This window comes from Pyxidicoccus fallax (genome assembly GCF_012933655.1).
GTDB lineage: Bacteria > Myxococcota > Myxococcia > Myxococcales > Myxococcaceae > Myxococcus > Myxococcus fallax.
In genome coordinates, this window is sequence record NZ_JABBJJ010000222.1 from 1 (window position 1) to 21,224 (window position 21,224).

General features: G+C 70.4%; 16 protein-coding genes. 10 read left to right on the forward strand and 6 right to left on the reverse strand.

The window, feature by feature from the left end; genetic code table 11:
• Positions 1-475: 475 nt before the first annotated feature.
• From HG543_RS35155 to HG543_RS35170, 4 genes are all read left to right on the forward strand, one after another.
• Positions 476-1,579 carry a substrate-binding domain-containing protein gene (locus HG543_RS35155; protein WP_169349293.1) on the forward strand — a complete coding sequence of 368 codons (1,104 nt, stop codon included), beginning with the start codon at positions 476-478 and terminating at the stop codon, positions 1,577-1,579.
• 117 nt (positions 1,580-1,696) lie between these two features.
• Positions 1,697-2,752 (forward strand): Vgb family protein, encoded by a 1,056-nt coding sequence (locus HG543_RS35160; RefSeq protein ID WP_169349294.1) that lies wholly within the window; start codon positions 1,697-1,699, stop codon positions 2,750-2,752.
• A gap of 247 nt (positions 2,753-2,999) precedes the next feature.
• On the forward strand, positions 3,000-5,732 hold the full coding sequence (locus HG543_RS35165; protein ID WP_169349295.1) for a hypothetical protein: 2,733 nt from the start codon (positions 3,000-3,002) through the stop codon (positions 5,730-5,732).
• A gap of 369 nt (positions 5,733-6,101) precedes the next feature.
• Positions 6,102-7,841, forward strand: a complete 1,740-nt coding sequence (locus HG543_RS35170; protein ID WP_246357524.1) for a DUF4397 domain-containing protein — start codon at positions 6,102-6,104, stop codon at positions 7,839-7,841.
• A gap of 79 nt (positions 7,842-7,920) precedes the next feature.
• Here HG543_RS35170 and HG543_RS35175 read toward each other — a convergent pair whose 3' ends face one another.
• Both HG543_RS35175 and HG543_RS35180 read right to left on the reverse strand, forming a co-directional pair.
• Positions 7,921-8,421 carry a DUF2059 domain-containing protein gene (locus HG543_RS35175; protein ID WP_169349297.1) on the reverse strand — a complete coding sequence of 167 codons (501 nt, stop codon included), beginning with the start codon at positions 8,419-8,421 and terminating at the stop codon, positions 7,921-7,923.
• 95 nt (positions 8,422-8,516) lie between these two features.
• Positions 8,517-9,860, reverse strand: coding sequence for a TIGR00366 family protein (locus tag HG543_RS35180; protein WP_169349298.1), 1,344 nt, complete (start codon positions 9,858-9,860; stop codon positions 8,517-8,519).
• 140 nt (positions 9,861-10,000) lie between these two features.
• Between HG543_RS35180 and HG543_RS35185 the strand changes: the two genes are divergently transcribed.
• Positions 10,001-10,951, forward strand: coding sequence for a tetratricopeptide repeat protein (locus tag HG543_RS35185; protein WP_169349299.1), 951 nt, complete (start codon positions 10,001-10,003; stop codon positions 10,949-10,951).
• Between the two features lie 113 nt (positions 10,952-11,064).
• A complete protein-coding gene (locus tag HG543_RS35190) occupies positions 11,065-12,501 on the forward strand; it encodes an alpha-amylase family glycosyl hydrolase (RefSeq protein WP_169349300.1) in 1,437 nt (478 codons plus the stop codon).
• A gap of 1 nt (position 12,502) precedes the next feature.
• On the opposite strand, the gene HG543_RS35195 is transcribed toward HG543_RS35190, so the two are convergent.
• The 4 genes from HG543_RS35195 to HG543_RS35210 all read right to left on the reverse strand — a co-directional run bounded on the left by HG543_RS35195 (position 12,503) and on the right by HG543_RS35210 (position 16,792).
• Positions 12,503-13,198 carry a hypothetical protein gene (locus HG543_RS35195; RefSeq protein ID WP_169349301.1) on the reverse strand — a complete coding sequence of 232 codons (696 nt, stop codon included), beginning with the start codon at positions 13,196-13,198 and terminating at the stop codon, positions 12,503-12,505.
• A gap of 77 nt (positions 13,199-13,275) precedes the next feature.
• A complete protein-coding gene (locus HG543_RS35200) occupies positions 13,276-14,853 on the reverse strand; it encodes a PAS domain-containing sensor histidine kinase (RefSeq protein WP_169349302.1) in 1,578 nt (525 codons plus the stop codon).
• A gap of 144 nt (positions 14,854-14,997) precedes the next feature.
• Positions 14,998-15,978, reverse strand: a complete 981-nt coding sequence (locus tag HG543_RS35205; RefSeq protein ID WP_169349303.1) for an Rpn family recombination-promoting nuclease/putative transposase — start codon at positions 15,976-15,978, stop codon at positions 14,998-15,000.
• A 163-nt stretch (positions 15,979-16,141) separates the two neighbouring features.
• Positions 16,142-16,792, reverse strand: a complete 651-nt coding sequence (locus HG543_RS35210; RefSeq protein ID WP_169349304.1) for a hypothetical protein — start codon at positions 16,790-16,792, stop codon at positions 16,142-16,144.
• Positions 16,793-16,875: 83 nt separating this feature from the next.
• Here HG543_RS35210 and HG543_RS35215 point away from each other — a divergent pair, with 83 nt between their 5' ends.
• From HG543_RS35215 to HG543_RS35230, 4 genes are all read left to right on the forward strand, one after another.
• Complete coding sequence (locus tag HG543_RS35215) at positions 16,876-18,351, forward strand: ATPase domain-containing protein (RefSeq protein ID WP_169349305.1); 1,476 nt, start codon at positions 16,876-16,878, stop codon at positions 18,349-18,351.
• 28 nt (positions 18,352-18,379) lie between these two features.
• On the forward strand, positions 18,380-18,742 hold the full coding sequence (locus tag HG543_RS35220; protein WP_169349306.1) for a response regulator transcription factor: 363 nt from the start codon (positions 18,380-18,382) through the stop codon (positions 18,740-18,742).
• Between the two features lie 8 nt (positions 18,743-18,750).
• Positions 18,751-19,569 (forward strand): hypothetical protein, encoded by an 819-nt coding sequence (locus HG543_RS35225; RefSeq protein WP_169349307.1) that lies wholly within the window; start codon positions 18,751-18,753, stop codon positions 19,567-19,569.
• Between the two features lie 127 nt (positions 19,570-19,696).
• On the forward strand, positions 19,697-20,734 hold the full coding sequence (locus tag HG543_RS35230; RefSeq protein ID WP_169349308.1) for a serine/threonine-protein kinase: 1,038 nt from the start codon (positions 19,697-19,699) through the stop codon (positions 20,732-20,734).
• Positions 20,735-21,224: the final 490 nt, after the last annotated feature.

The following is a 21,224-nucleotide window of genomic DNA, read 5'->3' on the forward strand; positions in this document are numbered from 1 at the left end:
CCGGCGATGTGAACGGTGGCCGCGGAGGCGCCTGCTCGCATGGAGCACGGGCGGACCCACGCGAGACCGGCCCTCGCTCGCTCCGGCCGCGCCGCCGGTCCAGGCGCCGGGGTGGTGCTTCGCGGGCGCTCCCGCATCACGGATGGGAAACATCACGGCCCTGTAAACCCTGGCATGGAGTGTCACGAACCCTGTCATGCAATCACTTGCGGGGATGTGACGCTCGCTCGCGGGAAGATTCGCGCCGGGCGGTGTGACTCGTTGCTGGCAGAGATTTGACGCAACTGAGTCACCCTTCAAGTTCGCATTGAGGCACCTTGCGCTCCGTCGAATCCGGGGTGACCCGGGCTCGATGGTCCTCCCCTGAAACAGACCCTTTCCGTTCCGTCCCGCAGCGTGGGGAGGCACCGCATTGCCATGCAGTCACGGGCGGCGAGTGGCGTGTCAACCCGGTGCAACACCTGAGGAGTCGTCCATGAAGATGATGAAGATGGTGATGTCCGCCGCGGTCGTGGCGGTTTCTGTCGTCGGTTGCGGTGGTCAGTCGGCCGATGAGTCCGTCCTGGGCTCGTCCACGGCGGAGCTGACCGACGGCAACAAGTTCTTCGGTTCCGACACGCTCAAGGGCGCGATGATTTCCGCCAACACGGCCTCCCTCGCGGGCCTGTCCATCGAGGGCAAGGGCTCCAGCGTGGGCGAGGGCTGTGTGCGCACGGGCTCCGGCACCTTCTGCAGCGGCCGTCAGCAGACGCTGGCCCCCATGTCGCGTGACTTCCGCGCGACGGCCTCGGCCTGTGCCGGCGGCACCGCCTCCGGCGGCACCGGCCGCGACGCCGCGTGCTGCCCCGGTGAGAAGAGCAACGTCATCGCGCTCGACGCGGTGAACGCGTTCGTCAACTCCGGCAACGGCCTGACCAACATCAGCCGCGACGACCTGGCCAACCTGTTCTTCGCCTCGTACCGCCGCACCGTCGGCGGCGTCGTCACCAACTACACCGGCGCCTGCTGGACGGACTGGAGCCAGGTCCCGGGCAGCACCCGCTCCGGCGCCATCAAGGTCTACCGCCGCGACGACCTGTCCGGCACCACCGAGGTCTTCAAGGAGAAGGTCGCCGAGAACACCAGCGCCGCCTTCTGCCCGGGCGTGATTGTCATCACCGACGGCGCCGCCACCAACCCGGCCCCGTGCACCGCCTCCGACAGCGCCACCACCTGCATCGGCAAGCTGACCGCCGCGGACGTGAACGCCATCGGCTTCGCGGGTGACTCCGGCAAGGCGACGGGCAACGTGGCCCTGAGCGTCAACGCCATCGCCCCCACCATCACCAACGTCCGCAAGCTCATCACCGACCCGGCCAACGCCTACCCCCTGGCCCGGCAGATCTTCCTCAACGAGAACGTCAACTTCGCCAAGGACCCCAAGGAGCAGACGCTGTTCGACTGGATCTACAGCAACAAGTCCTCCTTCCAGAACATCCTGGTCAACCAGGGCTTCATCGCCTGCAGCTCCACCGGTCCGCTGCGCTGCGGTGGCGCGGCCAACGACGGCCGCGGCGCGGGTCTGTGCAAGGGCCTCTGAGCCGGCCCCGAAGCTCCATCACAGCTGAAGTCTGAAGTCGGGACGGATGCACCGGTTCACCCCGGTGTGTCCGTCCCCTGTCGTCGTTCGCCGCATCCACCTTGGAGACACCTTCGTATGTCCGCCTTCGCGCGTTCCTTCCTGAAGAAGTCGCTGCTCGCCGCGTCCACGCTGCTTTTGGGCATGCCCGCCCTGGCCGAGGAGGCCGCGTCCGCCTCGCTGAGCAATCCCTTCATCTGCCGCCGGCCGTCCGGCGCCGCCGGCACCATCACCGAGTTCCCGCTGCCGACGGAGGAGTCCTCCCCCACGAGCATCACCGTGGGCCCGGACCTCAACCTCTGGTTCACCCAGACGGGCACGGGCACCATCGGCCGCATGACCCGTGACGGCGCGGTGACGGAGTTCCCGCTGCCCACCGAGTACTCGATTCCGCAGAAGATCACCCCCGGCTTCGACGGCAACCTCTGGTTCACCCAGCTGGGAGTGAATCAGGTGGGCCGCATCACGCCGAAGGGCGTGGTGACGGAGTTCCCGCTGCCGTCCGCGGGCTCTTCGCCCTATGGCATCGCCGCGGGCCTGGACGGCAACCTCTGGTTCACCCAGGTGACGGGCAACCGCATCGGCCGCATCACCCCCGCCGGCGTCGTCACCGAGTTCCCCCTGCCCACGCCCGAGGCCCAGCCCACCGCCATCGCGCTCGGCGCCGGGGGCAAGCTGTGGTTCACCGAGGTGCGCGGCAACAAGGTGGGCGCCATCGCCACCGACGGCACCCTCACCGAGTACACGGTGCCCACCGCCAACGCCGGCCCGTCCAGCATCACCCTCGGCTGGGACGGGGCCATGTGGTTCACCGAGCAGTTCGCCGGGAAGATTGGCCGCATCGGCGCGGACGGCACCATCACCGAGTACGCCCTGCCGGACGCCAACAGCGGCCCGGTGGACATCACCGTCGGCCCGGACGGCGCCCTGTGGTTCGTGGAGCTGCGCGGCAACAGGGTGGGCCGCATCACCGTGAGCGGCGCCCTCACCGAGTACGACGTCCCCACCGCCGGCTCGCAGCCCGCCGGCATCGTCTTCGCCCCGCCGGGCTTCCTCTGCGTGGACCCCCACCTGTGGTTCACCGAGCGCGGGAGCAACCAGCTGGGTCGTATCCGTGCCGTCACGGTTCCGTGAAGCCGTGAAAGTGAAATCGTGACACAGCCTGGGTTCACCTCGCTGCCCTGACAGGAATTGGCTGTCACGGTGGCGTCAAAGGCTGTCACGGCGGGGCAAAAACAGACGGCAGGCCTCTTCTCCAGGGGCCTGCGCGCTCGCCTTGCAAGGGCAATCGGGGTACTAGAGCGCCGCGCTCGTGAGCCGAGGCCGGGCGCTCTTTCACGAAATCGTGTCATCCGGAGTGGTGGACCAGGAGGGGTCGTCCATGCGGCTGGAGAGGAATTGGCGCGCCCGGTGTCGGGCGTTGTGGCTGACGTTGTTCGCGCTGCCGCTGGCCGTGGGCTGCTCTTCGAAATCCGATGAGCCGGTGGTCCAGATACCGGCGCCGCGGGCGGAGCTGTGCAACGCGCCGGCCCGCTCCAGCGAGCGCATTCCCATGCGCAACGTGACGCGCGCCAGCGCCGTGCGCAAGGAGGTCTTCAACACGCTGAAGGAGCGCGTGGACGCGCAGTGCGGCCAGTGCCACCGGACTCCGCAGGCGACGGCCGGCTTCCAGTACACCTCCGACTACGAGGGCCTGAAGGCCGCGGCCCCGCGCATGGCCGCGCTGGCCACGCAGGGCGCCATGCCCCCGGTGGCCACCGCCGAGCAGACCCGCGACGCCGCGGCCCTGGGCTGCGCGCTGGAGTCGTGGATGGCGCAGGGCAGCCCGGAGACGGGCTCCTTCGACGTGAAGTGCGAGCAGGAGCCGTCCACCGAGGGCACCCAGGTGGCCTTCCTGGTCGCCCAGCAGATGACCGACCTGGGCAACTGCATCCCCACCCAGGACCAGCTGGGCAGCGACCCGGAGAAGGACGCGTACTTCGCGCGCCTCACCGCGCTGCCGCGCTCGCTGTCCGAGACGGACACGGACATCGTCACCTTCGACACGGTGAAGCTGGCGCGTCACGGCACCTTCGCCTTCGCGCCCACCTATCCGCTCTTCTCCGACCACGCGAAGAAGCTGCGCCTCGTCCACGTGCCGGCGGGCAAATCCATCGAGTACGACGCGGCGACGAAGCAATTCAAGATTCCCCCCAACACGCGCTTCTACAAGACGTTCTTCAAGGCGGTGAAGAACCGCGAGGGCGACATCGAGTACCGGCGCATCGAGACGCGGCTCATCGTCACCCGGGAGCGCTGGCAGGACGCGCTGTTCGGCACGTACATCTGGAACGACCAGGGCACCGCCGCCGAGCTGCATGACCTGCGCTACCGCGACGGCTCGCCCTTCTCCGACCGCGTCCTCGTCTACACCACGGACGAGGCTCGCGGGGACACGCGCAACTACGCCATCCCCGCGCGCCACCGCTGCGTCAACTGCCACACCGGCTCCGAGGGGCAGAACTTCGTGCTCGGCTTCACGCCGCTGCAGGTGAACCGCCGCGAGCAGGGCGAGGGCGGCACGGACCCGTTGCTGACGGTGGACCGGGACGAGCTGTCCCAGGTGGACCGGCTCATCCGCTACGGCGTCATCACCGGCCTGCGCTCGGCGGAGGAGCTGCCGAAGCTGGAGGACCTGAAGGCCAAGGGCAAGGAGTACCGCAACGAGCACGAGCTGGCGCTGCAGGGGTACTTCGTCGGCAACTGCGCGCAGTGCCACAACCCCAACGGCTTCGCGGTGGAGAGCAACCCGTCCATCGCGGACCTGGACTTCTCCCCGGGCGGGGTGATGGCCGGGTTCGACACGCGGCGCATGGAGAGCAACGGGCAGAAGTACTACGCGGACGTGCGCGCCGGCGTGGACTTCGAGCGCGACTTGCGCGCCGCCTCGCCCTCCAGCACCTTCTACCAGCGCGTCGTGCAGGACGCGCACGAGGTGTACATCCACATGCCGGCCAACGTGCCGGGACGGGACTGCCGGCTGGTGGGCCTGGTGGCGAAGTGGCTCGGCTCGCTGGAGCGGGCGAGCGACAACGCGCTGACGCCGGAGGAGCGGGTGGCGGCCCGCGACGCGCGCGTGAAGCTGGCCGGGGACGTGGTCTGGGAGACGTGCAAGGACCCGCGCGACGTGCGGTGGGTGTCCGAGGATTTCACCGACCGGATTCCGTACGAGCCGCGCAACCGGGACTGGCGGCTGGCCATCCAGGAGGGCTCGCACCGGCACCTGATGGACTACGCCATCACCGAGCGGCACGAGCAGCTCGCCACGAAGCTCTTCCCCACGAGCTTCTGGGTCGCCCGGCCCGAGTGCTCCTTCGAGGAGAAGCCGGAGCCCGCGGTGGTGGAGCCGTGGATGGTGGACGACCTGGGCATCCCCAAGCAGCCGTGGAGCGAGCTGTACTACACGACGCCGGGGGCCACGGTGTTCCAGGGCATCTGCTCCAACTGCCACGGGCGCACGGGCGACGGGCAGAGCGGGGCGGCCAAGGCGCTGGTGGCGCGCAGCGGGGCGCGCGTGGCGAACCTCGTCACCGGCATCTCCGGCACGGGCGCGAATGGCGTGAGCCACCTGAAGGCGTTCGAGGATGCGCTCGGGCCCCATGGCGGCGCGAAGTACCTGGTGTTCATGGGCACGGGCGGCACGCGGGTGGAGTTCGGCGATGCCTTCATGCAGGCCTGGGTGAAGTACGGCGAGGTGGACATCGACTTCTCCGGTGACGCGGTGGACTGGGGCAAGTGGGGCGCGAACATGCTGGGCGCGGCGCGCGGCGCGTGCGACCTGGTCCGCGTGGGCCGGTTCGGCACGGGCGCCTCGTCGGAGCCCAAGAGCGGCAACCCGCGCGCCATCGGCGGCGCCACCATGTGGAAGGAGATCTGCACGGTGGACAACCCGCTCACCGACGCGGTGCGGAACGGTGACACGGTGGCCTATGAGACGTGGCTGCGGCGCGCGGAGTTCAACGCGGGCGTGATGGCCTACTTCTACCTGAAGGACCACCTCGCCCAGGGCAAGCCGCCCGCGCTCCTGCGCAGCGAATGCCACAAGCGTCAGCCGGCGAGCGCGAGCACACCGTGAGCGCGGCACCGGGGTGAACCCCGTGCTCCCGCGCGGCGAGCGCCACAAGCGTCAGCCGGCGAGCGTGAGCGCGGCGCCGGGGTGAACCCCGTGCTCCCGCGCGGCGAGCGCCCCATCTGACGGCTCGCTGGCTCGGGGGCACGTGAGTCCGTGGCTCGGAATCCCACCCCACGCGGGGCGGGTCTCCGTGCCCGTGTGCGGAGCGTGCTCCACATCCGTCGTCCATGGCAGGCGCGTGTGTGGAGGAGGCGGGCCCACGTGCCGCCATGCAGCCAGTGCCAGAGCGCCCGCCCTCCGGGGCGGGCGGGTCGTGAGTTCGTGACACCCACCTTTCTTCCTGGAACGGGAGTACGTGCGATGAGACATGCCTTGAGAGGATGGCTGCTGGGGCTGTGCCTCGTGGTCGGCGGCACCGGCTGTGGTGATGACGACGAGCCGAAGCAGGATGCGGGCACGCCGGTCGACTCCGGCACCGACGCCGGGACGGATGCGGGCCGCGACGCCGGAGCGGACGCCGGCCGCGATGATGCAGGCTCCGACGCCGGAGCGGATGCCGGCAGCGATGATGCGGGCACCGACGCCGGAACGGACGCCGGCACGGATGCGGGGACCGACGCCGGCAGCGTGGCCTATGTCCGCTTCGTCAACGCGTCGCTCGGGCTGAAGGACAACCCCAGTGACAACGAAACGGTGCCGTGGCGGCCCTACAAGCTCGACGTGCACCAGGGCGGCACGGAGCTGTTCGACTCGGTGGCCCCGGGCGAGGCGGCGGTGACGGAGTACAAGGAGGTGCCCGCGGGCACGGCGCTGGAGTTCACCACCCGCAACGCGGAAGGCGGCGCCTCGGCGGCGGTGCTCGCCACCTCGGAGCGCGTCACCCTGCAGGCGGGTGAGCGCCTCACCCTCGTCGCCGTGGGCTTCTCGGACCGCACGGAGCTGGACCGCGTGGAGCGGGCCCGGCTGCTGGCCCTGAAGGAGTCCTTCGGGACTCCGGCCGCCGGCCGCGCCCAGGTGCGCTTCGTCTCCGCGGACCGGGTCACCACGATTCCCGAGCAGGGCCGCACGCGGCGGCTCGGCCTCGAGTCCGCGGGAGCCACGCCCATCGCCACCGTCAATCCCTACGCGGCGGACGCGGCCGCGGGTGTCTCCCTTCCCGCCACCACGCAGCGGCTGGTCATCTCCTCGTCGGGTGACAACGGCTTCGCGCCGTCGCTGAGCAAGCGCCTCTTCTTCAGCGTGCCGGCCAACACCCTGGAGGCGGGCAGCGCGTGGTTCGCCATCCTCACCGGCGACGACCGGCGCCCGCTCCCGGATGACGGCCAGCCCGCGATGCTGCTGGTCCGCGCGGGGCAGGACCGCTCCGTCCGGCTGAAGCGAGACCCCCTCGTCTACTTCTTCCACGCGCTCCTGGGAGCGACGCCGGATGACGACCCGTACCAGCTCCAGCTCCAGGTGCTCCAGGGCACCGCCAAGGTCGCGGTGGGCATGGAGTTCAACTACTCGCCCGCCGTGGGGGACCTGCCCGTCACCGCCACGGGGCACACGCTGCGCGTCGCCCGGAATGACGACGTCAACGCCACGGTGCTCGCGAGCGCGGACACCGGGCCGCTCCAGGCCGGCGGGCGCTACCTGGCGGTGGTGACGGGCCGCGCGGGCCAGACGGGCGCGCTGGCGCCCCGGCTCCTCGTCTTCCAGGACCGCTTCGCCCCGGACGCGGCGGATGCGCGGCTGCGGCTCATCAACGCCATTCCGAACTCGCCCGCCGAGGGCGTGGACTTCGGCTACTTCGACGTCGCGGGCAACGGCACGGGCCAGGGGAGCACCTTCACCCCCGTGGTCACCGGCGTGAAGTACGGCGACATCGCGGGGGCGGAGACCGGCGTGGCCTTCCCGGCGCCCTTCACCACCGGCACCACGCGGCTGAGCTACTACGGGCTGAATGTCGCCGGCCTCGAGGGGCCGCTGCAGGCCCAGGGCAACGCGATGGAGCGCCCCCACTTCATCGTGCTGCTGGGCGACTGGGAGACGGAGCTGCGGTTGTTCCTCGGCTTCAACGTCCGGGAGAACACGTGGTCCGGCGTGGCCCCGTTCGACGTGTTCCTACCGTGAGCTGAAAACACCGACGCCCGCTTCCGGCCTGCGCGGCTCGGAGCGGGCGTCGCGTGCTTCCAGTCCAGCCAGAGGTGAATCAGTTCACCTTGACCTGGAGCTCCTTGAGGACCTGGTCGCCGCGCATGACCGTCACGGTCCAGGTGCCGGGCTTGTTCAGCCGCACGCCGGTCCACTGACGGGCGCGCCAGCCCTCGCCCTTGATCTTCACGTCCTTCGTCTCACGGACGACGTTGCCCTGCTTCGTCTGCACCATGATGTCCTCGACGGAGTCACCCTGGGGGACGAGGTAGGCCTGCCACAGCATGGTGGTGGTGCCGGCCTTCACGCCCTCGGGGCCCACCTCGGTGATGCACTCGAACTTGTTGGGGCCATCCTTGGCGACCTCGGTGCAGAGCTTCGCCTCGACCAGCACCGGACCCTGGCCCTGGCCCTTGTAGAAAAAGTTCCAGGTGTCACGCACGGCGTCCGCGGACGGAGCCTTCGCCGGCTCGTTGGAAGGCTGGGCGTCCTGCGCCATGGCCATCGACGACATCCCCAGCACCGCGCACACCAGGCTCCGCGTCAGCATCTTCTTCATGATTCAGGGTCCCCTCTTGAAATCGACGGGCCGACCCCCAGGGTCGCCCGCTTGGGAGACTGTCTAGCACAGACCCCCCCACACGCTGCCAGCCCTCACCCGAAGAGGAAGAAGGCCAGGGTCACCAGCGGGAGGTAGACGAGGAAGGCCACCAGCAGGAAGCCGAGGATGTCCTTGAACTCCAAACGGGCCACGGCCAGCAGCGGCAGCGCCCAGAAGGGCTGGATGAGGTCGGTGGCCATGTCACCCCAGGCGTATGCGAGCACCACCTTCTCCGGGGCCACCCCCAGCGTGGAGGCGGCGTTGAGGAGGTAGGGTGCTTCGATGGCCCACTTGGAGCCACCCGAGGGGACGAAGTAGTTCACCACGCCGCTGTAGAGATAGACGATGGCGGGGAAGGTCTCGCGCGTGGAGAGCGACACGAAGAGCTCGCCAATGCGGTCCGTCAGGCCGGTGGCCTTGAAGATGCCGTAGATGCCGGCGTACAGCGGGAACTGGAGCACGATGCCGTGCAGCACGGTGCCGGCCTCCTCGCTGGCCTTGAGCAGCCGCGCCGGGGTGCCGTGCAGCAGCACCGCGAGGACGAGGAAGGTGAAGTTCACCACGTTGAGGTTGAGCGCGCGCCAGCCGCCGTTGAGCCACAGGTGGCGGCCCAGCCACAACAGGCCCAGCACGCCGAAGATGACGTTGAGCAGCCGCGAGTGGTCCATCCATACGGCGGGGCTCTTCTCGGCGGGGCGCTCGGGTGGGACGAAGTCGCCGAGCGACTCCAGCAGGGCGGGGTCCACGCGAACCGCGTTCTCCGGACGCGGATGCAGGGCCCAGGCGAGCAGGGTCATTCCGGCCACCACGGCGATGGTGAGGCCGATGTTGAAGGGAGAGAAGAGGGTGCGGTCGATGGGGAGCACGCCGACGCTCTTCTCCAAGAAGTGGCCCGGGGTGGCGACGAGGAGCGGGGCGGAGGCGGACAGGCCGGCGTGCCAGGTGGCGCCGAGGCCGAAGTACGCGCAGGCGACGAGCAGGCGGTAGTCCACGTCCGGGCGGCGGCGGGCCATGAAGCGCACGAGCATGGCGCTGGCGACGAGGGACAGGCCCCAGTTGATGTAGGCCAGGGCCATGGAGACGAAGGCCATGAGCGTGACGGCGCCGCGCGGCGTGCGGGCGAGGCCGGACACGCGCTCCAGGAGGGCGCGCACGGGGCGGGTGAGGGCCAGCAGGTAGCCGGTGAACATGACCAGGGCCATCTGCATGGAGAAGGTGAGCAGCTCCCAGAAGCCGCCGCCCCAGGACTCGAGCACCTTGGGCGGTTCGGCGCCCGCCCAGCCCATGGCGAGCCCCATGGTGAGCAGGCTGAGCAGCACCGCGATGGAGAAGGCGCTGGGGACGAAGCGCGCCGAGAAGCGGCCGAGGGCTTCTGCGATGCGGACGAGGGTCTCCACGCGACGAGCACTCCTGTGAGGGCCGTGGCCCGGGGAGCGCTGTTCTACACTCGGGGCCTTCATCCGCGTGTCTGGATTTGAAGGTGCCCCGGGGCCTCCCGCGTGGTCGCCGCTCCGCGTCACGGTGCTAGGCTGCCGGCATGAAACACGTCCGTGCCCTGCTCCTGTCCGCGGCACTGCTGCTGCCGCTCCGTTCCGCCGACGCCTGTCTCTGGGACAACGACACGCTCAAGGAGGAGTCGCTCAACCACAAGGACGTGGCGGACGTGGTGCGGGGGCGCATCCTTAAGCACTCGCCAGCCTTCTATGAGCAGAAGCTCGCGTACACGCTGCCCATGCTGGAGCAGCCCGACGCGCGCCCCGAACGCTTCGACGACGTCGCCGTGGCGTACGAGAAGCTCGGCCGCATCCCCGAGGCCATCGCCACGATTGAGGCCAAGGAGAAGCGCTTCCCGGGCCTCTACACCACCCAGGCGAACCTCGGCACCTTCCACGCCCACGCCGGTGACTTCCCGCGCGCCCTGGAGCACCTGCGCCGCGCCATCGCCATCAACCCCGAGGCCCACTTCGGCCGCGAGAAGTACCAGGTCCAGGCCATCGAGTACCTGATGCGGCTGAAGGAGGACCCCACGCTCGTCCAGAAGGAGGAGTTCCTCGGCCTGTCCATCGACGCCCGCGAGGCCTCCTTCGTGCTCAACGAGAAGCGGAAGCTCCGCTCGAGTGCGCCCACATTGCCCAAGGATGTCCTGGAGGGGCTCGCCGGCATGATTCGCTTCGGCAGCGGCGAGAAGAGCCCCCACCTGTGGTTCAGCCTCGGCAACGCGCTCGCATGGCACGGCCACAAGCACCTCGCGCTGCGCGCCCTGCGCCGGGCCGAGCTGAATGGCCACCCGCTCGCGGCCGAGTATGCGGATCTGCTCATGAGCCCCGTCCGGGAGTACAACCCGGACAATGAGGACCTGTCCTGGCAGGACGTGGCCGCGAAGTTCGACGCCGAGTGGAAGCAGGGACAGGCGTGGGTGGCCCAGCAGCAGCGCAAGGAAGAGGCGCTGCTCGCGAAGGGGAAGAAGAAGCAGGTCTTCGGCTACTGAGCGCTCGCGACCCTCGCGTTCTGCTCAACAACCCACACGTCGACCTTCGGCCTCACGACACCTCGTACGGACGGGGCAGGGTGGGGCCCTCCGCGACATGCTAGCCACGCCGCATGTCCCGTCCCGCTCCGGCCGCGCGCCGCTCCCTGGCGCTCTCCGTTCCGGTCCTCGTCCTGCTCTGGGCGCTGGGAGCCCATGCCGCCGCTCCCGCCGCGGCCCGCGCGACTTCGGCCTCCGCCACGACCGGCCGCGGCTGGGCCCACCCCTGGGGCCGTGACGCCATCATCTACGGCGTCGTGCCGAGCCTCTTCGGCAAGCAGCCCTTCAAGGACCTCACGGTGCGACTGCCTCAGCTGAAGGAACTCGGCGTCGACGTCATCTGGCTGTCTCCCATCAACCAGACGATTCCAGGCGACTTCGGCTACTCGGTGACGGACTACTTCGACCTGCGTTCGGACTACGGGACGAAGGACGAGTTCCGCACCCTGGTGGACCGCGCCCATGCGCTGGGCATGCGCGTCATCATGGACTTCGTCCCCAACCACACCGCGCGCGAGCACGCCTTCTTCCAGGACGCGCTCCGGCGCGGCAAGGCGTCTCCCTATTACGACTTCTATGATTGGAAGGCGCCGGGCAAGCCCGAGCACTACTTCGACTGGGAGCACCTGCCCAACCTCAACTTCGACAACCCGCGCGTCGACGACATGGTCATCGACGCGCTGGAGTACTGGGTCCGCGACTTCGACGTGGATGGCTACCGGCTCGACGTCGCCTGGGGCGTGAAGGAGCGCGACGCCCTGCTCTGGCCCCGCACCCGCACCGCGCTGGAGCAGGTGAAGCCCTCCGTGTTCCTCGTCGCCGAGGCGACCGCGAAGGACCCGTACTACTTCAGCAATGGCTTCGACTCGGCCTACGACTGGACGCTCGAGCCGGGCCACTGGGCCTGGGAGAAGGTGTGGGAGGACCGCGCGCGCATCGCTCCACGGCTGCGCGAGGCCCTCGCGGACGCGACGCCGCCGCCCGGGGGCATGGTGATGCGCTTCCTCAACAACAACGACACCGGGGAGCGCTTCGTCACCCGGCATGGGCCTGACATCACTCGCGCCGCCGTCGCGCTGCTGTTCACGCTCCCCGGGCTCCCGCTCATCTACACGGGGGATGAGATTGGCGCGGCCTATCTGCCCTACCAGGAGCCTCCGCCGCTCGAATGGGAGAAGGACCCGCACCGCCTGCGGCCGTACTACGCGCGCCTCATCGCGCTGCGGAAGCGGCTCGCGGCGCTGCGCTCGCCTCGCTTCTCGCTGGTGGACACGCGTCCGGAGAGCGCGCTCGCGTACCTGCGCACGCGCGACGATGGCGGCGAGCCCGTGCTGGTGGTGATGAACTGGAACGCGCGTCCCCAATCCGTGCAGGTGAAGCCTCCGGCGGGCTTCAAGGGAGCGCTCCGGGACGAACTCTCGGGCGAGCCCGTGCCCGTGAAGGCCGGCGCCGACGGGCTCACGCTTGATGTGCCGGCCTGGGGCGTGCGGGTGCTCACCCCGACGAAGTGAGTCACTGCCGCCCGCTGCCTCCGTAGGCCTGCACCTGCGAGTCGAGCTGCTGCCACCGTGCCTGTGCCTGCCGCTGACGCTGGAGGAGGGCGTCCACGTAGCGCTGCATCTCCCACGCCTCGCCGCGCGCCCGCTGGAGCGGGTCCGCGAAGTCCGCGGCCGACAGCTCCCTCGCCCGGACGTCTCCGCTGCGCAGGAGCGCCATGTATTCCGCCTGCGCCACCTCGGCGTCGGCCACCGCCAGCTCGCGGGCCCGCATCTCCCGCATCGCCTCGCGCGTGCGCACCCTGCGCTCGCGGAAGTCGACCTCGGCTTCCGCCGCCGTGCGCTCCAGGTCCGACTCGCGCAGCGCCGTCTGCGCCTGGGCGATGTTCTGCGCCTGCGCCGTCTTCCTCGCCGCCAGGTACGCCTCCTCGTCCGCCTTCAGCCGCGCCTCCGCGGCTTCCACCCGGGCGCGCGCCACCTCCAGTGCCCGCTTCCCATCCTCCAGCGCCACCTCCGCGCGCACCGTCTCGTCCCGTGCCTTGTCCTGGACGAGCCGCGCCTTGCGCACCTCGTCCATCTGCGCCTCGGGGACTCGCACCAGCCAGGACTCGTCCACCTTCGCGGCGGCGCGGTCCGAGCCGCAGCCTCCCAGCGCCAGCAGGCCCGCTCCCAGGAATCCCGCGAGAACCCGACGCCAGCTCGCCTGGACCATGTCTCCCTCCATGCAGTCGTGCTCAGACTTCACGGTAGGCATGGGCGCCCGCGAAGAAACCCTGGGTGTGAGGGCGCTCAGACGTGCGCTTCGTGGACCGAGCGCGTGGCCAGCACCGGCAGCGAGACGTGGAACGCCGAGCCGCGCCCCAGCTCGCTCTCCACCCAGATGTGGCCGCCGTGCCGCTCGATGATGTCCCGGCAGATGTAGAGCCCCAGCCCCAGGCCTCCAAAGCCAGACACCGGCGCGTTGCGCGCCCGGAAGAAGCGCTCGAAGAGGTGCGCCTGCTCCTCCTTCGGAATCCCGATGCCCGAGTCCACCACCGACACGACGGCGTCCCCCTCGGAGCGGATGAGCGTCACGCGGACCGCGCCCCCCAGCGGGCTGTACTTGATGGCGTTCTCCAGGAGGTTCGCCAACACCTGCACCAGCCGGCCGCGGTCTCCGCTGACGAGGAGGTCCTCGTCGGGGCCCTCGTACGTGAGCAGGTGCTGCGTGCTCGTGGCGCGGAAGTCGGAGAACACCTCGCGCACCAGCTCCGGCAGCGACATGGGCGTGCGCTGCAATTCCATCCGCCCCGCGCCCACGCACGAGGCGTCCAGCAGGTCATTCACCAGGGCCGACAGCCGGCGCACCTGTCCCAGGGCCTTGTCCACGCGCTCGGGGGTGACGGGCTGGCCGGACTCCAGCGCGTGCTTCAGGACCTGGAGGTGCAGCCGCAGCGGCGTCAGCGGTGTCTTCAATTCATGCGAGGCGATGGAGAGGAAGTCATCGCGCACCTGGATGGCCTCGTGTGCGTCGCGCAGGAGCCGCTCCCGCTCCCGCTCCGCATGCACGCGGGCCGAGACGTCCCGGAAGCTCCAGACGCGGCCGGTGACGACGCCGCGCTGCCGCTGCGGCATCGAGTAGCGCTCCAGCACGCGCCCGTCCCGCATCTCGAAGATGTCAAAGCTCTCCTCCTCGGGCCTCGCGTACAGCGTGCGGACGCGCGCCAGGAAGTCCGCCGGGTCCTTCACCCGGTCGAGCACCCCCTGCAGGGCCACCGAGTCCAGGCCCCCCGGCTTCGCGTCGCCCAGGCCCCAGATTTCCTGGAAGCGCCGGTTGCACGCCTGGATGTTTCCGGCGAGGTCGACGACGAGCAGCCCGTCGGCCGTCGATTCGAGCGAGGCCTCCAGCAGTGACACCGTGCGCTCCAGGTGCTCCTGGGTGCCCCGCTGCGCGGTGATGTCGACCATGATGCCGCGCAGGCGTTGGGGGCGGCCGGCCTCGGCCAGCACGGTGACGATGTCACGCAGCCAGACGACGCGCCCGTCGGCCGCCAGCATCCGGTACTCGAACTCATGGGGGAGGCACTGCTCCGTGGCCTCGCGGCAGTAGGAGGTGGCCCATTCCCGGTCGTCCGGGTGCAGGTGCCTCACCCAGAAGTCTGGCTCCTGGTACCAGCGCCGCAGGGGGTACCCGAGCAGTCGCTCCGCCTGCCTGCTGACGCAGGTGAAGCGGAAGGTGGCATCGGCCTCCCAGACGATGCCATCCACGCTGTCGATGAGGTGCGCGTGGTCGAGCCAGGTCCGGGGCAGCTCGCGTGGAGGAGCATCTCGAGCCTCGGGGGTGTCAGGCAGGGAAGGGCCCGCCGCTTCCGGCTCGGTGACTGCCATGACGCGTTTCCTCTCGTGTCCGCTAGGGGCCCGCGCGTGGCCCATGCCCAGGTATCAACACTTCATCTGGCGGCACTGCCCCGCATGGCGCTCCGACAAGAGCGCCGCCCCGGAGCCCGGGCGGACGGTGGGGCGCGTGGAGGTCTAGCCGAAGACGTCCGCGAGGCTCGTGGCGGAGAGGGCCCGCTCGAGCCACCGTTCGAGCACGTCCGGGTCCGTGCACGAGAGGATGCGCTGCCGGGCCCTGTCGTCCAGGCCCAGGCCTCGCGTGTGGAGGACGCGGAGCACGGACCTGGCCAGTCCCTTGGACATGCCCTCCTCGATGAGCTCCTCGGCATAGGTCTTCATCAGTTCCTCCGCCCGCCGTGCATCCGTCGCTGAAGCTAACACGTCAGCCATGGCAGTCCGGGTGGCCCGGTCGCCGACTTGTAGGATGTAGCGCACCAGCGCCACGAGTTCATCCCATGCGCCGGGACGCGCCTCCAGCTCGGCGAAGAGGGCCTTCCAGTCCGGCAGCCTCCGGGCAAGCTCTTCCGTGCGGCCGAAGCGCAGCACGAGCAACGCCAGCCGCACCAGCGGCGGTCCTGGGCGTGCCATCAGCGCCTCGGCGCGCTCCGTCGTCAGGTCATCCAGCAGGTACGCGAAGCGCGGCACCAGCTCCCGCCAGTGCGGGTCGTCCCGTGGCGGGCCCGGCAGCTCGAAGAGCTCCTCCACCCGGCGAGGCGCGCTCCAGCCCCCTTCGGGCCCGTGGTACATGACGAGCGGGACGATGACGGGCAGCCGCTCACTTTCCGGGTGCTCCTTGCGCCAGTGCTCCAGCTGGCGCACCACGTAGCGCAGCATGCGCAGCGCCATCCACCGGTCCACCGAGGACTGGTGCTCCAGCAGCACGTAGAGCAGCACCGGCCCTCCGCCGAGGAGTCGGGCCGAGAAGAGCAGGTCGCTCTGCGTCTCGCGCAGCTCCGGGTCCACTTCCGGGTCCACTACGGAGCTGGACTCACGTCGCAGCGTGGACCAGTCCACCTCGGAGACGACGGCCGGTGGCAGGACGGCACGCAGCTCGGCCGCGGCCCGCTCGGGGTGGCTGAAGGTGAAACGCACGAAGAGGTCATGGGGGCCGGGCATGGCGGAGACCCCCCAGAGCAGGGGGCGTGCCACGCGGGGACGCGGGAAACAGGTGTCCCTGGGAGTCCACCGGCGGTTTCGCGCGTCCCGCGCGGGAGACGGTCCCTCGGGTTCCGACAAGGTGACGGGCTTCGGAACCCGCGAGGCCGGCCCTCCCACGCCGCTACGGGCACTCCTCCGTGAGCGTCTTGCGCTCCACCGGCTTCCACGCGGCGCCCGCCTTCTGGTGGAAGACGTACAGCGACTCGTTCAGCTCGTCCGAGCAGCTCGTGTACGCGACCTTCTCGCCCGCCTTCTCGAACACGCGCACGTTGCGCAGGCAATCCCCGGGCGGCTCATTGGCCTCCGGGTCCTCGTAGCCCTCGAAGAGCTGCTTCTTCAGCGCGGACACCAGCTCCTTCGACGGCGCCTCCTTCACCGGCGTGAAGCCCGCGGGCACCTCCACGAACAGCGTTCCCTCCGGCGCCTTCTCCTGGAGCTGCCCGACGACCTTCGACTTCGGCAGCCACTCCATGGGGTGGCGGCCACAGCCCTCCAGCTTCGGCACGGAGGGCTTCGACGGCTTCTTCGCCAGCGTGAACGCCGGCAGCGCCTCCGGTCCCTTCAGGACGAAGAGGGAATGCTCTCCCCCCTCGTTGCGCTCGAGCCGCACGAAGGTGGCGCTCGCCAGCCGGTCCTTGTCCACCTTGCCGGCGAGCGGGGCCAGCTTGCTGGGCGCCGTGTGAAGCTTGCCGTTCAGGACGATGACCTGGTCGGCGTGGGAGGCGAGGGCGGGGACGAGCACGGCGGCGGCGGTGAGGAAGAGTCTTTTCATGGGATGGGCCCTTCCGCCCATTCGACGTTTCGGGCTGCAATAGGGCGGCGCGGCGGGGCCGTTTTACGGTAAGAGCGAGTCCCATGTCCTCTTCCGAGCAACCCGCGCGGCTGGACGCGCGTGTGTCCACCGGTGTGCCAGGGCTCGACGCCGTGATGGGCGGCGGGCTCGTGCCGTCGGGCGTCTACATCGTCGTGGGCGAGCCCGGCGCGGGAAAGACCCTCTTCGCCAACCAGCTCTGCTACCACCAGGCCCGCGCGGGCGCCCGGTGCCTCTACGTCACCCTGCTCGCCGAGTCCCACGCGCGCATGCTCGCCAACATGCGCGACATGGCCTTCTTCGACCCGGCCCTGCTGCCCGAGGGCGTCTACTACGTCAGCGGCTTCCGGGTGCTGGAGGAGCAGGGACTGTCGGGCCTCCTGGAGCTCTTGCGCCGCGAGGTGCGCAACCACAACGCCAGCATCCTCGTGCTGGACGGGCTGGTGCAGGCGCAGGAGGCCGCCGGCAACAACCGCGACTTCAAGAAGTTCATCCACGAGCTGCAGGTGGCCGCGGGCCTGGCCCGCTTCACCGCGCTGATGCTCACCAGCGCCAACGGCCCCAACATCCACCCGGAGTACACCATGGTGGATGGCATCGTGGAGCTGCGCGAGCGCACCGCGGGCGTGCGCTCGTGGCGCGAGCTGCAGGTGCGCAAGTTCCGCGGCAGCCCCACCCTGGCCGGCATCCACGCCTTCCGCATCACCCACGCGGGCCTGGAGGTCTTCCCCCGCCTGGAGGCGCGCGTGCACCGCTCGCCCCCGCCGGACCCGGGCGCCCACCGCATCCACTTCGGCATCCACTCCCTGGACGCCCTCTTCCCCGAGGGGCTGGCGGGCGGCTCCACCTCGCTCGTGCTCGGTCCTCCGGGGGCCGGCAAGACGCTCATGGGCAGCAGCCTGCTCGCCGAGGGACTGAGGCAGGGGGAGAACTGCCTCTACATGGGCTTCTATGAGCCGCCCAACCGCCTGCTCAGCAAGGTGTCGTCCGCGGGCATCGACCTCAAGGGCGCGGTCGCCGACGGGCGGCTGAACATCCTCTGGCAGCCCCCCGCCGAGTGCATCCTCGACGTGCTCGCCGACCAATTGCTGTCCGACATCCGCAAGCGGAAGGTGAAGCGGGTGTTCGTGGACGGGCTCAGCGCCATGCAGCAGGCCGCGCCGGACAACAGCCGCATGGGCTCGTTCTTCGCCGCCCTCACCCAGGAGCTGCGCTGCGAGGGGGCCACCACCCTCTTCGGACTGGAGACGCCCCGGCTCTTCGGTCCGGTGCTGGACGTCCCCATGGAAGTGGGGCCCTCCGCCGTCGCTGAAAACCTCTTCTTCCTCCGCCACGTGGAGTACGAAGGCCGCCTGCGCAGGCTCTTCTCCATCTTCAAGCTGCGTGACAGCGACTACGACCCCACGTTGCGCGAGTTCGTCATCACCCGTCAGGGAATCGAGGTGCTCCCTCCCTTCAGCGTCGCCGTGGACACCCTGCTGACCGGCCTTGCCCGGCACCCGGGCAGTGGTCATTCCTGAACAAACCGCGAGGAGTAGCGCCGCTCGTATGGAGACGGTCCTGGTGGTGGATGACGAGCAGGGCATCCTGGAGGCCCTGGCGGACCTCCTCCGTGAGGAGGGTTACCGTGTCGTGACGGCCTCCCATGGCCGCGAGGCGCTGGAGCGGATGCTGGAGCTTCGCCCGGACCTCGTCCTCACCGACTGGATGATGCCCGTGCTGGACGGCCCGGCGCTCATCGAGCGCATCCGGGCGGACTACAAGGACGGGGTCGCCCTGCTGGGAATGAGCGCGGTGGACGTGACGAACCTGCGCCGCCAGTACCCGGACATCCCGTTCCTCCAGAAACCCTTCGACATCGCCACGCTGATGCGACAGGTCCGCAAGGCGCTTGACGCGAAGCGGCGCTAGAAAACCCCATGCTCTACCTGCTCAAGCTCGGCCCCGTGCCCCTCACCCAGGGCACCACCCAGGTGTACCTGCGCATCTCCGACACGGGCGAGCCGGCGCCGCCCGTCTTCGAGGCGGAGGACGAGGCGGGAATGCGGACGCTGCTGGAGGGCGTGGACACCGAGGACGTGCGGTGCGAGCCGGCCCTGGCCGAGGCCGGCGCCGCGCTGGGGGTGGAGGTGGAAGAGCCTCCCCAGGCCGCGCTCTCCTCGCGCGCCGCCATCGCCACCTTCCTGGCGTGGGGCCAGCGGGGGTTGTCCGGGCTCGGCTCGGACAAGGCCCTGCTCTTCGTGCAGGCGGCCACGGAGTATTGGGAAGCCCGGCCCTGGGCGCACTGGGACGACAGCCAGCCCTTCGAGGTGGCGGTCTCCGGGCCCCTGGCGCACACCTTCGAGGGCTGCGTCTTCCAGACGGGCGACGGCCGCGCGGGACTGGCGCTGTACTTCAAGCCGGGCGCGCTGCAGATGCTGATGGAGATGCAGGCGCGGGGGCAGGGTGACGCCGCCACCGGGCTGCCCGCCATCGCGGTGACGCTGGACACCACGCCGGCGTACGCCGTGGAGGCGCTGTCCTCCGCCGGCCGCGTGCCCCGACTGCCCATGCCGCTGAAGACGGGGCCGGACGGCATCAGCGTGCCCAACGCGACGGAGGCGGTGCTGCTGGTGGCCGCGCTGCGCGCCGTGGCCCGGCTGTCCCCCGCCCAGCAGGAGGTGGTCAGCAACGTGGTGGCGGGCGACGCGCAGATGGAGGTGCGCGTGCGCGCCCCGGCCCCCCGGGTGCGCCACTAGCGCGCGTCACCTTCGCCGTTTCGCGGCTCATTCCCCTCGGACAGCCATTCTCGGTGTCTGGCCTGGGGGGCTGATGGGACGGTATGCGCTTCGGGAGCGGGGCGTGGAGCCATGTCGGGAACCGCGGATGGGTTCTCTCGACGGCTCGGGCTCCCTCGATGCGTTCCTGCGGGAGTTCTCCGGTGAGTTCCCCCCGTCGACCCTGCTGCCGCTGCCGGGCGAGTGCGTGGGCGGCGTGGACGGGCGGCGGTACGAGGTGCTCGAGCTGATTGGCGGCGGGAGCATGGGCCGCGTGTTCCGCGCGCTGGACACGGAGTTGCTGCGCACCGTGGCCCTCAAGTTCCTGTTGCCCCGGCCCCGGCGCGAGGCGCCCTCGCAGGCGTCCGCGCTGCGCGAGGAGGCGCAGGCCATCGCCAGCCTCGACCACGAGTGCATCGTCCGCATCCACGACGTGGCCGAGTGGCGGCCGCGGCTGGACCGCGAGGACTCCTGGCGCATCCCCTTCCTGGTGCTGCAGTACCTGGAGGGAGAGCCGCTGCGCGCGCTCCTGCGGCGTCGCCGGCGGCTCGGGCTGCGGCAGGCGCTCGACATCATGATGGACGTGGCGGCCGGGCTGGCGCACGCGCACGAGCGGGGGCTCATCCACCGCGACCTCAAGCCGGGCAACATCCTCATCGTCCCCGGCGGCCGGGCGCGGCTGCTCGACTTCGGCCTGGCCGAGCTGCTGGCGGCGCCCGCTCCTGGCCGCCACCGGCCCCAGGCGGGCACCCCCGCCTATATGGCCCCGGAGCAGTGGCGGGGACAGCACCCGGATGAGCGGACCGACGTGTGGGCCGCGGGGCTCGTCTTCTTCGAGATGCTCGCGGGTGAGCGGCCCTTCGGGAAGCTGCCTCCGGCCGAGCTGCGACGGCGGCTCGCCTCCGGGGCGCCCCTGATGCGCCTGCGCGAGCGCCGCGCGGAGCTGCCCGGCGCGGTGGTGAGGCTTCTGGGCTCGCTGCTGGCCCGGGAGCCCCGGGCGCGGCTTGCCTCCGGCGTCGAGCTGCTCCACGCGCTGCACGTGTTGCGCGAGCGGCTGGCTCTCGGGCCCCGGGAGCCGCGCGAGGCACCGGCGGAGCGACGTCAGGCGGCGCCCGGCTCCTCCCGGTCCTCCTGCTCGCGGACGTGACTCATCATACGGCGCGATGGGGAACCCACGAGCGGGCCTTGACAGATACCCATTCGCCTTCGCGGCCGTCAGGATGACGCTGCCCTCGCCTGTGGCGTACCTCCATCGAGGGGCAAGCCCCCGTCAGCGGCTGGACGGCGCGACCCACCCATACGCGAGCCGGCCAGGAGCGAGCCGGCCAGGAGCGAGCCGGCCAGAAGCAAGCGGACTCGCGGAATGGAGGCTCCATTCCGGATGGAGGGGCGGGGCCGGCGGACCCATGGGCGGAATGGAGGCTCCATTCCGGATGGGGGCCGAGGCGCACAGGCTCGCGGAACGGAGGCTCCATTCGGATGGGGGCCAAGGCGCACAGGCTCGCGAAATGGAGGCTCCATTCCGGATGGGGGCCGAGGCGCACAGGCTCACGGAACGGAGGCTCCATTCCGGATGGGGTGCGCGGGGAGGGCAGGCCCGCGGAATGGAGGCTCCATTCCGGATGGGGTACGTGGGG

Bases quoted from the DNA above. Each gene is read 5' to 3' on its own strand.
- HG543_RS35155 (WP_169349293.1), top strand. From the start codon at position 476: ATGAAGATGATGAAGATGGTGATGTCCGCCGCGGTCGTGGCGGTTTCT.
- HG543_RS35160 (WP_169349294.1), top strand. From the start codon at position 1,697: ATGTCCGCCTTCGCGCGTTCCTTCCTGAAGAAGTCGCTGCTCGCCGCG.
- HG543_RS35165 (WP_169349295.1), top strand. From the start codon at position 3,000: ATGCGGCTGGAGAGGAATTGGCGCGCCCGGTGTCGGGCGTTGTGGCTG.
- HG543_RS35175 (WP_169349297.1), bottom strand. From the start codon at position 8,421: ATGAAGAAGATGCTGACGCGGAGCCTGGTGTGCGCGGTGCTGGGGATG.
- HG543_RS35185 (WP_169349299.1), top strand. From the start codon at position 10,001: ATGAAACACGTCCGTGCCCTGCTCCTGTCCGCGGCACTGCTGCTGCCG.
- HG543_RS35190 (WP_169349300.1), top strand. From the start codon at position 11,065: ATGTCCCGTCCCGCTCCGGCCGCGCGCCGCTCCCTGGCGCTCTCCGTT.
- HG543_RS35195 (WP_169349301.1), bottom strand. From the start codon at position 13,198: ATGGTCCAGGCGAGCTGGCGTCGGGTTCTCGCGGGATTCCTGGGAGCG.
- HG543_RS35200 (WP_169349302.1), bottom strand. From the start codon at position 14,853: ATGGCAGTCACCGAGCCGGAAGCGGCGGGCCCTTCCCTGCCTGACACC.
- HG543_RS35205 (WP_169349303.1), bottom strand. From the start codon at position 15,978: ATGCCCGGCCCCCATGACCTCTTCGTGCGTTTCACCTTCAGCCACCCC.
- HG543_RS35210 (WP_169349304.1), bottom strand. From the start codon at position 16,792: ATGAAAAGACTCTTCCTCACCGCCGCCGCCGTGCTCGTCCCCGCCCTC.
- HG543_RS35215 (WP_169349305.1), top strand. From the start codon at position 16,876: ATGTCCTCTTCCGAGCAACCCGCGCGGCTGGACGCGCGTGTGTCCACC.
- HG543_RS35220 (WP_169349306.1), top strand. From the start codon at position 18,380: ATGGAGACGGTCCTGGTGGTGGATGACGAGCAGGGCATCCTGGAGGCC.
- HG543_RS35225 (WP_169349307.1), top strand. From the start codon at position 18,751: ATGCTCTACCTGCTCAAGCTCGGCCCCGTGCCCCTCACCCAGGGCACC.
- HG543_RS35230 (WP_169349308.1), top strand. From the start codon at position 19,697: ATGGGTTCTCTCGACGGCTCGGGCTCCCTCGATGCGTTCCTGCGGGAG.